Genomic DNA, 14,690 nt, shown 5'->3' with positions numbered 1-14,690 from the left:
CGCGTTGTTGGCAGCTTTGCAGCGTGATGTGAAAACTCCATTCACATCATGATTTTCATCACAGCTTGTGGTGCGAACGCGAAAGATACTAGCGCATGCCTGCGCTGCAATGTTGAGGTTGCCGCAAAAATGCGGGCCGTTCAGCGGGCGCCGGCACAACGCACCGAGGCCAAACTGCCGGGGTCCCCCGAGATGCGTGAGCTCAACGCACTGCTATCGGTAGTGAGTGCGCAGGCGTGGACACCAATGGTTATGCCATCGCTGGGCAGGTTCTTCGTGCGCGCGTCAAAGGCCATGCGCCAACGGTTCTCGGCCGGGGAGCGGAACAGTGCAACGACGCCAATCACGGCGGTGCCATCGCTTAGTTGTTCGGACAATTCCTGCCGTACACCCGGTGTCAGTACTACTTCGTTGACCGATAGCAGATCCGCTCCCAGTGCAGCCTGTTCGCCGGCCTGGTCGAGGAATGCATTGAAGGTGGCCTGCTCGAAACGCTGTGCGCTGCGCAGGTGATAGATCTTGAGAACCGCAGCACTGGCGCGCTTGTCATTGCCGGCATTGAGATTGGTCCCGGCGTAGATTTTCAGCGGAACTACCGGAGGTTTCTCAGGCTTGGCTTCACGCAGGCCAACTGCTTGCAGTGTACTGTCCATGGCCTTGCCCAGTTTGCTGCCGGATGCACAGCCACCTAACCCGATGGTGCTAACAAGGATGAAAGTTGGGAGTGAAACCACACGCAAAAGTTTGCTCATGTACGCATTCATTTAGTGATGGGCGCCAAGAAAGCAGCGGGTGAACGATGACATCTGGTTGCGAGTGCAACACGACGATGTGAAGGAAATGTTCAGAACAAACAGATCGCGATTTCGAAAATGACTATACCGGCGCGCATTCCCGAATGTACACTGCCGCCGCTGGGACTGGATTCCCGCGAGTTGTATCGGCGGAAATGCGGCTCCCTTTAGGAACTTATTTCGACGAAGGAATCACTATGGATGTGAAGGTGTTTGGGGCGGCAACACGTCGTTCGATTTTGGCGTTGGCATTGGTGTCGGGGTTGGGCGCTTGTGCATCCACGCCGAAGAAGGCAGCAGAAGTTCCTTTCGATGTAACGCTGGCCAATGCCGAGGCGCAGGTGTCGACGGCAGGTGCCGATGCAGCGATCAGCGCATTTGAGCTCGCTGCGAAAGCCGATCCCACGCGCAAGGAGCCGTGGGTACGTATCGCCCAGCTGCAGTTCGACCAGAACCGCTATGCACGCGCGATCGTGGCAGCGGAAGAAGTGCTGCAACGCGATCCCGATGATCTTGTCGCCGACGGCGTGCTGACTGTCGCCGGCTTCCGTATCGCCAATGAGTCGTTGCAGCGCCTGGATGGGCGCGGCGCGCTGGCCTCGGAAACCGCACAGCGCGAAGCACAGACCCTGGTCACCACGCTGCGCTCCACCATGGGCGACGCCATTCTTGAAACCGGCAAGCCGAAGCCGCGCGCCACGCGACAGGCTACGCGTTCCACCGCCGCCGGGCGCCGCGCTACGCCGCCGGCAGCTGCCCAGCCTGCACCGGCGCGTCCGGCACGCGACAACGGCGCCGATCCCTTCCAGAACATTGGCAATTAAGCCGGATCAACAGGACCAGTCAGGAGACACCCATGGCCAAGAAGGACAGCGTTCAAAAGCGGCTACAGAAGATCCGGCCGCCGCGCGTGCAGCTTACTTATGACGTAGAGAAGGGCGACGCGATCGAGCAGAAAGAGCTGCCGTTTGTGGTTGGTGTGATGGGTGACTTCAGTGGCACGCCGGAAAACCCGCTCCCCAAGGTCAAGGATCGCAAGTTCGTCAACGTCGACCTCGACAACTTCGACGAAGTGATGGAAGCCGCCGGTCCGCGCGCGGTCTATCGCGTGCCGAACAAGATCAGCGAGAGCGGCGGCGAGTTCGGCGTGGAGTTGAAGTTCAACTCGATCGAGGATTTCCGCCCTGAATCCGTGGTCCAGCAGATCGATCCGCTGCGCCGCCTGCTGGAGTCGCGCACCAAGCTGGCCGATCTGCGCAACAAGTTGGCGGGCAATGAAAAGCTCGAGGACCTGTTGACGGATGTGCTCAACAACACCGAGCAACTCAAGAAGCTCGGCGCGGCGAAGGAGGAATAAGCGATGGCATCTGAAGCCACACAGCTGGCCGCGCAGGAAGCGGTCACCGAAGAGATCGATCTTCTCGACCAGATCGTTGAAAAGAGCAAGGTTGCCAAGTCGCGCACGGAGCACGAGCGTGCCAAGGACATCATCTCCGCGCTGGCGCAGGAGGTCATGGACGGCACGGTGGTGGTGTCGGACAACCTCAACCTGACCCTTGATGCGCGCATCGCCGAGATCGACCGGATCATTTCCGAGCAGCTCAGCGCGGTGATGCATGCCCAGGAATTCCAGGCGCTGGAAGGCAGCTGGCGCGGCCTGCACTACCTGTGCTCGCAGACCTCAACTGGGCCGAACATGAAGATCAAGGTCTTCAATTCGCCGAAGAAGGACCTGGTCAAGGACTTCAAGTCCGCGATTGATTTCGACCAGAGCGCACTGTTCAAGAAGGTCTACGAAGAAGAGTTCGGCACCTTCGGTGGTGCGCCGTTCGGCGCGCTGATCGGCGACTATTATCTCGGTCGTCAGCCGGAAGACATGTACTTCATCGAGCAGATGTCGCATGTGGCTGCTGCCGCACACGCGCCGTTCCTGTCTGCTGCCAGCGAAGGCATGTTCGGTCTGGAGTCGTTTACTGACCTGGGCAAGCCACGCGACCTGGCCAAGGTGTTCGACACGGTTGAGTACGCCAAGTGGAAGTCGTTCCGCGAGAGCGAGGACAGCCGCTACGTTGGCCTGACACTGCCGCGTTTCCTCGGCCGCCTGCCGTACAACCCCAAGGATGGCACCACGGTCGAGGGCTTCAACTTCGTCGAGGAGATCGAAGCCGCGGATCACAGCAAGTTCCTGTGGTGCAACACCGCCTATGCGGCGGGTGCACGCCTTACCCAGGCGTTCGAAAGCTACGGCTGGTGTGCTGCGATTCGTGGCGTTGAAGGTGGTGGTCTGGTCGAGGATCTGCCGACCCACACCTTCCGTACCGATGACGGTGAGGTGGCGCTGAAGTGCCCGACCGAAGTGGCCATCACCGATCGTCGTGAGAAAGAGCTCAGCGACCTCGGCTTCATGCCGCTTGTTCACTGTAAAAATACCGACTACGCCGCATTTTTTGGCGCGCAGTCGGCACAGAAGCCGAAGAAGTACAACACCGATTCGGCCAATGCCAACGCGATCCTGTCTGCGCAGCTGCAGTACATTTTCGCGGTTTCGCGCATCGCTCACTACCTCAAGGCGATGATGCGCGAAAAGATCGGCAGCTTTGCCTCCGCGGGCAACGTCGAGGAATTCCTGAATCGTTGGATCGCCCAGTACGTATTGTTGGACGACAACGCCAGCCAGGAAGCCAAGGCGCAGTTCCCGTTGCGCGAAGCGTCTGTGCAGGTTTCGGAAGTGCCGGGCAAGCCCGGTGTCTACCGCGCGGTGGCCTTCATCAGGCCGCATTTCCAGCTCGATGAGCTGTCTGTTTCGTTGCGACTGGTCGCCGAATTGCCGGCGTCCGCGAAAAAGTCGTGATGTTTTGATGTTGCTGTAGCGTCGGGTAGGGACCTCGGTCCCTTCCTCGCGGTGGCGCACATTTCTAGAGGGCGAAGCCCCCCTCAACCGCCAGGCCCCCGCCTGGCAAACAATCTCACGGAAGAACGGAATTTAGGAGACCAGATATGCAGCACGCTTTTCTTTCCATTGACACCATCAAGGGTGAGTCGCACGACGACAAGCACAAGGATTGGATTGAAATCCAGTCTTTCTCGCAGGACCTGCTGCAGCCGCGTTCGGCGACTGCTTCCACCTCCGGTGGTACCACGGCAGCCCGCGTGAACCTGTCGCCGATCGAAATCATCAAGTCGATCGACCTCGCATCCACGGCACTTAACCAGGCCGCTGCAAACGGCACCACCTTCCCCAAGGCACGCGTTGAGTTCATGCGCGCTGACAAGGACGGCAACGCGATCAATTACTACCTGGTCGAGCTGCTGAACGTGCTGGTACACCGCGTCACCACTACGGTTGACAAGGAAGGTATGCCGCAGGAAGTGGTGCAGTTGAGCTTTGGTGCCATCAAGTGGACTTACCAGCAGCAGAAGCCGGAAGGCGGCGTTGGTGGCAAGACCGTGGCGCAGTGGAGCGCAACCAAGAACATCCCGAACTACACCGTTTGATGATGTGTTCTGCGATGGCGCGTCATGCGCCATCGCAGTCTCAATCCCGGCAAGGCCAGGAAAGGCCCTGCAGTTGCATCGCTGCCGTAACGCACGGATGCCCAGCTACCGGAAACAACGATGAAGGGACTCGAACCCAGCCTGTTGGAAAAACTGTTTGACGATAATCCGCGCAGTGCGGGTGCCGGGCCGATCTTCAAGTCCGTATCGCTGGAACAGTACAAGGAATCCATCGCACGAGACCTGGAGGGGCTGCTGAACTCGCGCGCCGCATTCCAGGAGAGCGATATGGCCGAGTTCCCCAATTGCCGCCAGTCGCTGCTGACCTATGGGCTGGGCGATTTCTCGGCAATGAGCCTGGCCAACGCCTACGACCGCTCCGCCATTTGCCGCTCGCTGGAGCAGGCCGTTGGCCGTCATGAGCGCCGCTTGAAGAATGTCAGTGTGCAGCTCGATGCTGGCAAACAGTTCGCCGGCGGGCTGCATTTCACCATTCACGCGCTGCTGGACCTCGAGCCTGCGCGTGAACCGGTAAGTTTCGACGCAATGCTGCAGCCGTCCACATTGCAGTATCAGGTCACCCGCGCCCGTCGCACGCAACAGGCGCTCTGATGCAGGATCTGCTGCCCTTCTATGAGCGTGAACTCGCCTACCTGCGTCGCTACGGGCGCGAGTTCGCCGAACGTTATCCCAAGATCGCCGGTCGCCTGCAGCTGTCCGCCGATGGCAGCCAGGATCCGCATGTCGAACGCCTGATCGAGGCCTTCGCGCTGCTGACCGCGCGTGTATCCAAGCGTATCGATGACGACTACCCGGAGTTCACCGATGCGCTGCTGGACGTGCTTTACCCGCACTACCTGCGACCATTCCCGGCCTGCTCGATTGCCTACTTCGACATGGAAGGGGTGGCGTCCAAGCTGAGCGCGCCGGTGCGGATTCCACGTGGTACGTCGTTGCAGAGCAGGGCGGTTCGCGGGGTGCCCTGTGATTTCCGCACCAGCTATGACGTTGTGCTTGCGCCGATCAGCATTGCCTCCGTTGCGTATCGCGCGGTGGCCGATGCACCCATGGCAACGGCGTTGCCGGCGGGGAGCGGTGCGCAGATTTCGCTGGGATTCCAGCTGCTGTCCGATCAGCTTGGCTTCGGCCAACTGGGCACCGACAAGCTGCGCTTGTTCCTCGATGGCGAGCCGTCGGTGCGTGCAGCCTTGCGTGATGCCTTGCTGCTCGGGGTAAAGGCGGCCTATGTTGAATCCGATGGTGATGGGCGTTGGCGTCGTCTGGATTCCGTGCCGATCACTCCGGTGGGCTTTGCTGACAGCGAGGCATTGATCGACTTCCCGGCCCGGTCGCATCCCGCCTATCGGCTGCTCACCGAATTGTTCGGTTACCCGGAAAAGTTCGGCTTCGTTGACCTTGATCTTGCCACCACCAGTGCTGGCGCCAGCCGTCGCTTCACCTTGCACCTGATCCTGCCGGCGGGCCAACAGGAACGCGCCAATGCAATGGTGCTGGAAGACATAGGCCTGCATAACGTGCGGCTGGGCTGCACGCCCATTGTCAACCTGTTCAAGATCAATGGTGAGCCTATCCGGGTCACCCATCGCACGGTGAATTATCCTGTCCTGGCGGACGCGCGCCGCGCATTTGCCTACGAAGTGCATTCCATCGATTCGGTGCACCGTATCCGCCAGACGCCACAAGGGGAGGCGATTCACGAATTCCGGCCGTTCTATTCGCTGCATCATGGCGAGGACCCGGACCGCACCGGCCAATACTGGGTGGCTCGCCGTGACGAGAACATCGCGCGCGAGAGCCCGGGCTTCGAGATGGAGATCAGCTTCGTTGACCTGTCCTTCAATCCGGTGTTGCCGCAGACCGATACCGTCAGTCTTGAGCTGACCTGCAGCAATCGTGATCTGCCGCATCAGCTTGCCCATGGCGTGACCGGCGGTGATCTGAGCATCGAGGGAGGCAGCCCGGCCAAGGCGATCACCCTGCTGCGCAAGCCGACCCGACCGCTGCGTTTCCGTCACGGCCGCAGTGCGCAATGGCGGTTGATATCGCACCTCTCGCTGAACCAGTTGTCGCTGAGTGGAAGCGGGCTGGCCGCGCTCAAGGAGATGCTGCGTTTGTACGACTTGTCCGGCAGCAATGTGTCCGCGCGGCAGGTGGATGGCATCCTCGCACTGGAGCAGGTGCCGGCAACGACCTGGATGTCCGGTCGCCAGTTCGCCTCCGTCGTGCGTGGCCTGGAGATTCGCCTGACCATCAACGAGGCCCATTTCGTCGGTACCGGCGTGGCCGCGTTCGCGCAGGTGATGGATCATTTCTTCGCACTGTATGTGCACGCCAATAGTTTCACCCGACTGGTGCTGATTTCCGGCGACAGCGGGGAGGAGATCGTCCGATGCCAAGCGCGCAGCGGCGAATCGATCCTGGCGTAGCGCAGCAGCTGCTCGCCCAGCCGCACCGCTTCGAATTTTTCCAGGCGGTGCGGTTGCTTGAGCAGGTGTTCGAGCGGCAAGGCGTCAAGTCGGGCCAGGCCATCCCGATGCGGGTGCGCTTCCGCAACAACCTGTCGCTGGGCTTCCCGGCCACCGAGTTGTCAGCTGACGGAGAGGTGTACTCGCTGGCCGGCGATCGCCTGCAGGAGCCCGAGGCCATTGACCAGGCCTTGTCCGCCGAGACCCTGGGCGAGGTGCACCTGACCCCGCAGTTCATGGGCTTGCTGGGTACGGCCGGTGCACTTCCGCTGCATTACACCGAGACCCTGCAGGTTCGCGAGCTGTATGAGCGCGACCGTACCGCGCGCGCGTTCCTGGATATCTTTTCAACCCGTGCCGTAGCGCTGCACTACGCGGCGTGGAAGAAGCATCGGCTGGCGCTGCAGTACGAGCTGGATCGACGTGAGCGCTTCCTGCCGTTGGTGCTGTCGCTGCTCGGCATGGGCATGCATGAGTTGCGCGACCGCCTGCATGACGGCGAAGGCGACATCTTCGATCAGGCCGTGGCGTACTACGCCGGTGCGATTCGGCAGCGGCCGGTATCGGCGGCGCTGATGCAGCGCGTGCTTTCCGACTATTTCCAGGTTCCGCTTGAAGTGGAGCAGTTTGTCGGTGCCTGGTACCGCGTGCCGGCGGGACAGGCGACCCGACTGGGACAAGCCAACGCCGTGCTTGGCGCGAGTGCGCTGGCGGGTGATCGTGTCTGGCAGCGTGATCTGCGCCTGCGGCTGCGCATAGGCCCGCTTTCAAAGAAAGCGTTTGATGACTTCCTGCCCGGTGGCAATGCGGCCTTGGCCTTGGCCAAGTGGTTGGCCTTGCTGACCGGCGGGACGCTTGAGTATGAGGTGCGGCTGGTGCTGCGTGCCGAGGATGTCCAAGGTAGCGCACTGGGAAATGGCGCGCGCTTGGGTTGGGACAGCTATATGTGCACACGTGGGCAATCTGCCTCCCGCGATGACACCACCTATGGCATCCATACATTGCAATGACGAGGCGCCGGTGGCGACAACGCTGCCGGTATTTGAACGGTTTCAGCAGGGAGTGCGTGGTTCCGCATGAGCATCAACCTCAAAACACTTATCAGCAAGTTGGACGACACCTGCCGCCAGGCTACCCAGCGCGCAGCCAATCTGTGCATGGCGCGTGGCAACTATGAGGTGGACCTGGAGCACCTGTTCCTGGCCCTGCTGGAGCAGCCCAAGAGTGACTTCGTGCTGATCGCGCAGCGCAGCGGTATTTCCCCAGAGTCGCTTGAACGTGACCTCAGTGATGAAATCAGCCAGTTCAAGACCGGCAATACCCGCACCCCGGTGTTCTCACAGCATCTGCCTGCCTTGTTTGAGCACGCATGGTTGATTGCCTCGCTGGATTCGGAAACCACCCGCATCCGCAGCGGCCATCTGCTGCTGGCCCTGCTGACCGAGCCGGATCTGTCGCAGCTGGCCTACCGCGGCTCCAAATTGTTCGTTCGCTTCAAGCGTGAAGAGCTCAAGCATGATTTCGCCAAGCTGACCGAGGGCTCGCAGGAAGCACAGACTGTACGCTTCGCTGATGCCGCTGCTTCGGACGGGGCTGATGACGGTGCTGACGCGGTACCCGGTGAGGTCAAGGGGGGCTTGTCCAAGACGCCGGCGCTGGATCAGTTCACCACCAATCTCACCCAGCGTGCACGCGATGGCAAGATCGACCCGGTTATCGGTCGCGACGCCGAAATCCGCCAGGTAGTCGACATCCTGATGCGCCGTCGCCAGAACAACCCCATCCTCACGGGTGAGGCGGGCGTGGGCAAGACCGCGGTTGTGGAAGGCCTGGCCCGCCGCATTGCCGAGAAGGATGTGCCTGAGGTGTTGCAGGGTGTTGAACTGCATACCCTGGACATGGGCCTGTTGCAGGCCGGTGCCAGCGTCAAGGGTGAGTTCGAGAACCGCTTGAAGAACGTGATCGACGAGGTCAAGAAGAGCCCGCATCCGATCATCCTGTTCATCGATGAAGCCCATACGATGATTGGTGCTGGCGGCTCGGCGGGCCAGAACGACGCCGCCAACCTGCTCAAGCCGGCATTGGCGCGCGGTGAGCTGCGCACCATCGCAGCGACGACCTGGAGTGAGTACAAGAAGTACTTTGAGAAGGACGCTGCCCTGGCGCGTCGTTTCCAGGTTGTGAAGGTGGAAGAGCCCAGCGAAGTGCTGGCCGCTGCGATGTTGCGCGGCATGGTCGGCCTGATGGAGGCACATTTCGGTATCCGTGTGCTGGACGAAGCGGTCACCGAGGCGGTGCGTCTGTCACATCGCTACATCAGTGGCCGCCAGCTGCCGGACAAGGCGGTCAGCGTGCTGGACACCGCCTGCGCCAAGGTCGCCCTTGGGCAAAGCGCGACGCCGGCCATCATCGAAGACACGCGCAAGCATCTGGATCGGCTTGAGGCCGAACTGCTTGCCCTGCAGCGCGAGACCGCAGGTGGCAGCACCCAGCATGAAGAGCGCCTTGCCGAACTGAAGGCGCAGCAGATCGAGGCGCAGGCGGTGCTTGCCAGCAATGAGCAGCGCTTGGGCGTCGAGCGCGAACTCGCCGGACGGGTGGCTGCTTTGCGCCAGCAGCTTGAACAAGGGCAGACGGGCGAGGGTGAGGCGGATGCCTCGGCAGAGGGTCAGGCCGATGTGGCGGTCGCCAAGGCCACCGGCAAGCGCAGCAAGGCTGCCGCCCGCGAGCTGTCGCCACAACATGCAGAACTCGCCAAGCTGCAGGCGGAGCTGCGTGAGCTGCAGGGCGAGACTCCGATGGTGCCATTGCAGGTGGATGGCACTGTGGTCGCAGAAATCGTGTCGGCGTGGACCGGCGTGCCGCTGGGCCGCATGGTCAAGGACGAAATCCGCACCATCCGCTCGCTTGGCGCGCTGCTGCAAGAGCGGGTCATCGGCCAGGACCACGCACTCGATGCCATCGCCCAGCGTGTGCGTACCGCGACCGCGAAGTTGGAAGACCCGAACAAGCCACGCGGCGTGTTCATGTTTGTCGGCCCCTCCGGCGTCGGCAAGACGGAGACCGCACTGGCGCTGGCCGACATCCTCTACGGCGGTGAGCGCAAACTGATCACCATCAACATGAGCGAGTACCAGGAAGCGCACAGCGTATCCGGCCTGAAGGGCTCGCCGCCGGGCTATGTAGGCTATGGTGAGGGCGGGGTGCTGACTGAGGCCGTGCGCCGTAATCCGTACAGCGTGGTGTTGCTTGACGAGGTGGAGAAAGCCCATCCGGATGTGCTGGAAATGTTCTTCCAGGTGTTCGACAAGGGCATGATGGATGATGCCGAGGGGCGCGAGATCGACTTCCGCAATACCTTGATCATCCTCACCTCCAATATCGGTTCCTCGCAGATCATGCAGTCCTGCCTGAACAAACCGGCTGAAGAGATCCCCGGCGCCGAAGCGCTGAGCGAGGCACTGCGGCCCATCCTGATGCGCACGTTCAAGCCTGCGTTCCTGGGCCGTATGAAAGTCGTGCCGTACTACCCGATCAGCGACGACGTGCTGGCGCGCATCATCACGCTCAAGCTCGGCCGCATCCGCGACCGCGTCAGCGTCAACCACAAGGCCAGCTTCAGTTGGGACGAAGGCCTGGTGGAGGCCGTATTGGCACGCTGCACCGAGGTGGACTCGGGTGCACGCAATGTCGACCACATTCTCAACGGCACCCTGTTGCCGGAAATTGCAGAGAACGTGTTGACGGCCATGGCCGAAGGCACGCGCATCAACAGCATCAAGGTCAGCGCCGGCAAGAAGGGCGACTTCAAGTACAAAGTTTCTTGATTACGGACGAAGGAGAACACCATGGATTTTTTCGGATTTGACCGCCAGGCAGCACTGAACCACTGCGACAGCCTGGAGCTGGGCCTGGGACGCGACCTCGACCGCGTGCGCGCATGGAACCGCCTGCGCCCGGAGCACATCATCGAACTGCTGGATAGCGCGGTGCCGGCGGCACGCCAGGACGCCCGTAATGTGGCTGGCCAGATCAGCCGCGGCTCCTGGCGTATCCATATGGATAGCGCCCCGGTGGGTAAGCCGCAGTTGGTGAGCAATATGCGCGAAGTGCTTGTTTCCGCGGGTGGACGTGACTATCGCCTGCAGATCAGCGAAGGCGTACGCCTGCGTCTTGAGGAAATCGTGCAGAGCGCTTGATGCACCCGCAACAAGCTCGTTCCAGCGCCGGCGGGCGCTGGAATGAGTGGCGACAAATGGATGTACCCAACCGTTTTCAGTCCGGGGTGTAGCGCGCACTACACTCCATGAAGGCAGATCACCACCATGGATTTGGTAAACAATGTATTGGCGGCCTTGGCCGGGCCCGCACAGACACAGCGCTTCCTGCGGCTGCATACCGCGCTGGGCAGCGATGTGCTGATTGCGGAAACCCTGGATGGCATCGAGCAGATCGATGGCATCGGCTTTCAATGGACGATCACTGCGCTCTCGGTTGATGCAGGTTTGCAGCTGCAGCCATTGATCGGCAAGCCGGCACTGCTCCAGCTCCAGCAGGCCGATGGCAGCCATCGACCGCTACATGGCCGCATCACGGCAGCCGAGCGAATTGGCAGCAATGGTGGACTTGCCCGTTATCGTCTGCGCCTGCAACCGTGGTTGGCGTTCCTGTCGCAGCGCGTGGATAGCTACGTATTCCATGACAAAACGGTGGTCGAGATCGTCGAAGACATCTTCGCCGACTACGGCAGCTTGGCACCCGAGTGGCGCTGGGCGCTTACGGATGCTGGCCAATACGCCAAACGCAGCCTGACCACGCAGTACCAAGAGAGCGACCTTGCATTTGTGCAGCGCCTGCTGGCCGAAGAGGGCATCTTCTTCTGGTTTGAGCACGAAGGCGATGCAGATGCATCCACGTTCGGCAAACATAGTCTGGTGCTGGCCGATCACGCGCACGATGTCACCGATCTTGGCAGCGTTCGCTTTCACCGTAGCAATGAGAGTGAGCGTAGCGATGCGATCCAGAACTGGCAGGAAGGCCGCAGCTGGTGCACCACGAAAGTGGAGCGCGCCACCTGGGATTACCGAAGCCTCGAGCGTCGACAAGCGAGCGCCGAAGCGGAGCAGGGCGGCGATCTGGGTATCGTCGATCAGGACACCAGCGGACCCTATGGCTGGCAGGACAACGCCCGCGGCCAGCGCCGCGCACAGCAGCACCTGGATGCATTGCGGGTACGCGCGCACCTGATCGAGGGGGCGGGCCAATGGCGCGCGCTCGCCGCCGGCGCAAAGCTGGCACTGTCGCAGCATCCGCAGGTGCCCGGTGACGCAGCATTCCTTTGCATCTCGGTGCGGCACCAGGCGCGCAACAACCTGGACGCCGATGTATTCGATGCACTGGAGCAGACACTGGGTCCGATCAACCAGCGCACTTTGGCGCTGCCAACTGCATTGGCAGGCATCGGCATAGTTGCCGAACGCAATGACATCGACACAGGCTACTACGACAACCAGTTCGCGGTGATTCCGGCCGAGGTGAGTTACCGCCCACAGACCGAGGATGGCCACGGCGTGCACCTGCATCCACGCCCCAGCATTACAGGCACCTTGAGCGCGATCGTGGTCAGCGACGGCGATCCATTGCTGTCCGACCGTGACCACCGTATCAAAGTGCAGTTTCCGTGGCAGCGCGGTGGCAATGCCAGCAACGGTCTATCGCACCCTGCGGGGGACGACAACGCGCCCGCCGACGGCAACGCTTGGACCTGGGTGCGTGTAATGACCCCCTGGGCCGGCGACAACTGGGGCGGGGTAGTGTTGCCTCGGCGCGGTCAGGAAGTGCTGGTTGCCTTCCTGGAGGGCGATATCGATCGCCCGGTTATCGTTGGCGCGCTCTACAACGGCCGCGGTCAGCAGGATGCACAGCACAATCAGTTGAACAGCGCTGGCGCGAACGCCACCGGCAATGCCGCTGCATGGTTTGAAGGCAACGACCACGCCGCTGTATACACCGGCTTCAAGAGCCAGGCGCTGGCAGAAAGCCAAAGCGGCACCGGTGGCTACCAGCAGCTGCGCTTCGACGATACCCCCGGACAAGGCCGTGCACAGCTGTCGACAACGCAGCACGACACAACGCTCACCCTCGGACATCTGAAAGGCGGTGACGACAATGTGCGCGAAGGCGAGCGCGGCTTCGGCGTCGAGCTTTCAACCCAGGCACACGGCAGTCTGCGTGCCGGTCGCGGTCTGCTGCTGACAACCGAGGAGGGCACGCCGCAGATGGCAGCACCACAAGCCATCGCACAGCTGCAGCAAGGCCACGACCTGCTCAAGAGTCTCGCCGACTCCGCAACTGATCAAACAGCGCAGCTGCCCAAGGATCCTGCCGAACTTCCCATCGATCAAACCCTGGCCGAGCTGCAGGAGCAGCTCAAAGCAACGCATAGCGGCAGCAGCGCCGGCAGCATCAATGGCGGCGATGGTGAAGCACCCGGCTGGAGTGCGCCGGTATTGCTCGGCAGCGGCGTAGCCGGCGTAATGAGTCTGACCCCGGCCGACCAAGCCTGGGTAAGCGGCACCCACACCTTGCTGAGCAGCGGCGTTGCCCTGAACTGGATGACGCAGGGCTCGCTGAGCCTGGCAGTCGCGCAAGGTCTGGTGCTGTACACGGTAGGCAGCGAAGGCAGCAAGGAAAGCCCCAATCAGGAGCGAGGGATTGCCCTGCACGCGGCACAAGGCAAGGTGAGTGCAAGGGCGCACAAGAACCAAGCCACGATCGCCGCGAAAACCAACGTCCGGATCGCCAGCACGGAAGCCGATGTCGAGATGGCGGCGCCCAGCAAGCATCTGCTGGCTACGGCGGCCGGTGCTTACATTCGGATTGAAGGCGACAACATCGAGCTGGGCGCGCCCGGGAAGATTGAGTTCAAGGCAAGCCAGCGGGATTGGGTGGGGCCGGCTGGTGTGACAGCAGAAACCACTGTTCCGCAAAGCTCTCATAAGGCTTGTGAATATCGCGTCCGTGCAGCGGAGGTTTCCGGAGCAGGTTTTGTTCCACTTGGGCGCGCGGTATGAGGCTGGATCACAGATTTTTCAATGAGCATCAGTTTGCTCTTATAAATCCATTGCAAATGGATAGGCGCGTGGCTCGCTTGTGGCCCGGTACTCCTCTTGTGCCTGCGGAACTGCGAGCTCAACAGCAGGTCTTCCCTTACCTGATTGATCTCAGATACATGTCTACCGATGAAAGGTTGCATGCGCTGGATAAGACTGTTGAGTACGCTCACTCTCATGAGCAGAGCCCATTCTCCGCGTTGATAGCTAGTCAAGAGAGCCACGCGCGTTTACGAAGTCATCTCTCACGAGTCATGGTAAGACAGATTGAAGGCGAAAAAATGCTCTTCCGCTACTACGATCCACGGGTTTGGGAGTGCCTGCTTTGGATATTGAGCGAAGCACAACTTAGCTCCCTGCTGGGCCCTATTGTTCGTTGGACCGCGCCATTGGCTGGGGGGATGGATTGGATTTCGTACGCTGGTAAGGGTCTGTCGCATGAAGCGTTGATGTTCGATGCTGCGCAACTTCGAGCTATTGCGTCGCTGGCTTCGGTAAATCGTGTGGTTGCGCGGCTTAACGTTGATGTCGAACAGCTGGGGCGGCCAGAAGGACTATCTCAACGTATCTATAAGGAGATCGAGCGCGCGCGAAGTTTCGGTCTGACAGATTTTGATGATCTAGAGGCCTTTGCTTATATCTCCATCTCCGAGTCGCCGATAGTTCATGAAAATCTCGCTTTTCGAGAAGCGATAGATATTGCTAAGGCCGATCCCGGGGCATATCGCAGCATTGTGACAAATCTGGTTGAGCATATGCATGCACAATCATTGAACATTTATGAAAGTTACGGAGCTAGATAG

General features: G+C 61.0%; 12 protein-coding genes. 11 read left to right on the top strand and 1 reads right to left on the bottom strand.

Annotation, left to right across the window (positions count from 1 at the left end):
• Nucleotides 1-140: 140 nt before the first annotated feature.
• Nucleotides 141-752 carry a type VI secretion system lipoprotein TssJ gene (tssJ, locus tag ACVOLQ_RS01515; RefSeq protein WP_313172273.1) on the bottom strand — a complete coding sequence of 204 codons (612 nt, stop codon included), beginning with the start codon at nucleotides 750-752 and terminating at the stop codon, nucleotides 141-143.
• Nucleotides 753-991: 239 nt separating this feature from the next.
• Between tssJ and ACVOLQ_RS01510 the strand changes: the two genes are divergently transcribed.
• The 11 genes from ACVOLQ_RS01510 to ACVOLQ_RS01460 all read left to right on the top strand — a co-directional run bounded on the left by ACVOLQ_RS01510 (nucleotide 992) and on the right by ACVOLQ_RS01460 (nucleotide 14,690).
• Nucleotides 992-1,618, top strand: a complete 627-nt coding sequence (locus tag ACVOLQ_RS01510) for a tetratricopeptide repeat protein (protein WP_481526809.1) — start codon at nucleotides 992-994, stop codon at nucleotides 1,616-1,618.
• A 32-nt stretch (nucleotides 1,619-1,650) separates the two neighbouring features.
• Nucleotides 1,651-2,151 carry a type VI secretion system contractile sheath small subunit gene (gene tssB / locus ACVOLQ_RS01505; protein ID WP_313172269.1) on the top strand — a complete coding sequence of 167 codons (501 nt, stop codon included), beginning with the start codon at nucleotides 1,651-1,653 and terminating at the stop codon, nucleotides 2,149-2,151.
• A 3-nt stretch (nucleotides 2,152-2,154) separates the two neighbouring features.
• The gene (gene tssC, locus ACVOLQ_RS01500) at nucleotides 2,155-3,645 is read left to right on the top strand and encodes a type VI secretion system contractile sheath large subunit (protein WP_313172267.1); all 1,491 of its coding nucleotides are present in this window, start codon (nucleotides 2,155-2,157) and stop codon (nucleotides 3,643-3,645) included.
• Nucleotides 3,646-3,791: 146 nt separating this feature from the next.
• Nucleotides 3,792-4,289, top strand: coding sequence for an Hcp family type VI secretion system effector (locus ACVOLQ_RS01495; protein ID WP_057628616.1), 498 nt, complete (start codon nucleotides 3,792-3,794; stop codon nucleotides 4,287-4,289).
• Between the two features lie 120 nt (nucleotides 4,290-4,409).
• Entirely contained in the window at nucleotides 4,410-4,901 is a 492-nt protein-coding gene (tssE, locus tag ACVOLQ_RS01490) for a type VI secretion system baseplate subunit TssE (protein WP_313172264.1), read from the top strand.
• Nucleotides 4,901-6,736 (top strand): type VI secretion system baseplate subunit TssF, encoded by a 1,836-nt coding sequence (tssF, locus tag ACVOLQ_RS01485; RefSeq protein WP_481526808.1) that lies wholly within the window; start codon nucleotides 4,901-4,903, stop codon nucleotides 6,734-6,736. The genes tssE and tssF overlap by 1 nt, the downstream gene beginning before the upstream one ends.
• A complete protein-coding gene (gene tssG / locus ACVOLQ_RS01480) occupies nucleotides 6,700-7,785 on the top strand; it encodes a type VI secretion system baseplate subunit TssG (RefSeq protein ID WP_313494784.1) in 1,086 nt (361 codons plus the stop codon). Before tssF ends, tssG begins: the two co-directional genes overlap by 37 nt.
• A gap of 66 nt (nucleotides 7,786-7,851) precedes the next feature.
• Nucleotides 7,852-10,602 carry a type VI secretion system ATPase TssH gene (gene tssH, locus ACVOLQ_RS01475; protein ID WP_481526807.1) on the top strand — a complete coding sequence of 917 codons (2,751 nt, stop codon included), beginning with the start codon at nucleotides 7,852-7,854 and terminating at the stop codon, nucleotides 10,600-10,602.
• Between the two features lie 21 nt (nucleotides 10,603-10,623).
• A complete protein-coding gene (locus ACVOLQ_RS01470) occupies nucleotides 10,624-10,974 on the top strand; it encodes a hypothetical protein (protein WP_313172254.1) in 351 nt (116 codons plus the stop codon).
• Nucleotides 10,975-11,100: 126 nt separating this feature from the next.
• Entirely contained in the window at nucleotides 11,101-13,848 is a 2,748-nt protein-coding gene (locus ACVOLQ_RS01465; RefSeq protein WP_481526806.1) for a type VI secretion system Vgr family protein, read from the top strand.
• Complete coding sequence (locus ACVOLQ_RS01460; protein ID WP_481526805.1) at nucleotides 13,845-14,690, top strand: DUF4123 domain-containing protein; 846 nt, start codon at nucleotides 13,845-13,847, stop codon at nucleotides 14,688-14,690. Before ACVOLQ_RS01465 ends, ACVOLQ_RS01460 begins: the two co-directional genes overlap by 4 nt.

The sequence above is a fragment of the Stenotrophomonas sp. STEN031 genome (assembly GCF_056759975.1).
This window is presented reverse-complemented; position numbering and strand designations above follow the sequence as displayed.

Excerpts from the sequence above, each read along its gene's own strand:
- tssJ (WP_313172273.1), bottom strand. The coding sequence starts at position 752 with ATGAGCAAACTTTTGCGTGTGGTTTCACTCCCAACTTTCATCCTTGTT.
- tssH (WP_481526807.1), top strand. The coding sequence starts at position 7,852 with ATGAGCATCAACCTCAAAACACTTATCAGCAAGTTGGACGACACCTGC.
- ACVOLQ_RS01460 (WP_481526805.1), top strand. The coding sequence starts at position 13,845 with ATGAGGCTGGATCACAGATTTTTCAATGAGCATCAGTTTGCTCTTATA.
- tssG (WP_313494784.1), top strand. The coding sequence starts at position 6,700 with ATGCCAAGCGCGCAGCGGCGAATCGATCCTGGCGTAGCGCAGCAGCTG.
- ACVOLQ_RS01470 (WP_313172254.1), top strand. The coding sequence starts at position 10,624 with ATGGATTTTTTCGGATTTGACCGCCAGGCAGCACTGAACCACTGCGAC.
- ACVOLQ_RS01465 (WP_481526806.1), top strand. The coding sequence starts at position 11,101 with ATGGATTTGGTAAACAATGTATTGGCGGCCTTGGCCGGGCCCGCACAG.
- tssE (WP_313172264.1), top strand. The coding sequence starts at position 4,410 with ATGAAGGGACTCGAACCCAGCCTGTTGGAAAAACTGTTTGACGATAAT.
- ACVOLQ_RS01495 (WP_057628616.1), top strand. The coding sequence starts at position 3,792 with ATGCAGCACGCTTTTCTTTCCATTGACACCATCAAGGGTGAGTCGCAC.
- tssB (WP_313172269.1), top strand. The coding sequence starts at position 1,651 with ATGGCCAAGAAGGACAGCGTTCAAAAGCGGCTACAGAAGATCCGGCCG.
- tssC (WP_313172267.1), top strand. The coding sequence starts at position 2,155 with ATGGCATCTGAAGCCACACAGCTGGCCGCGCAGGAAGCGGTCACCGAA.
- ACVOLQ_RS01510 (WP_481526809.1), top strand. The coding sequence starts at position 992 with ATGGATGTGAAGGTGTTTGGGGCGGCAACACGTCGTTCGATTTTGGCG.
- tssF (WP_481526808.1), top strand. The coding sequence starts at position 4,901 with ATGCAGGATCTGCTGCCCTTCTATGAGCGTGAACTCGCCTACCTGCGT.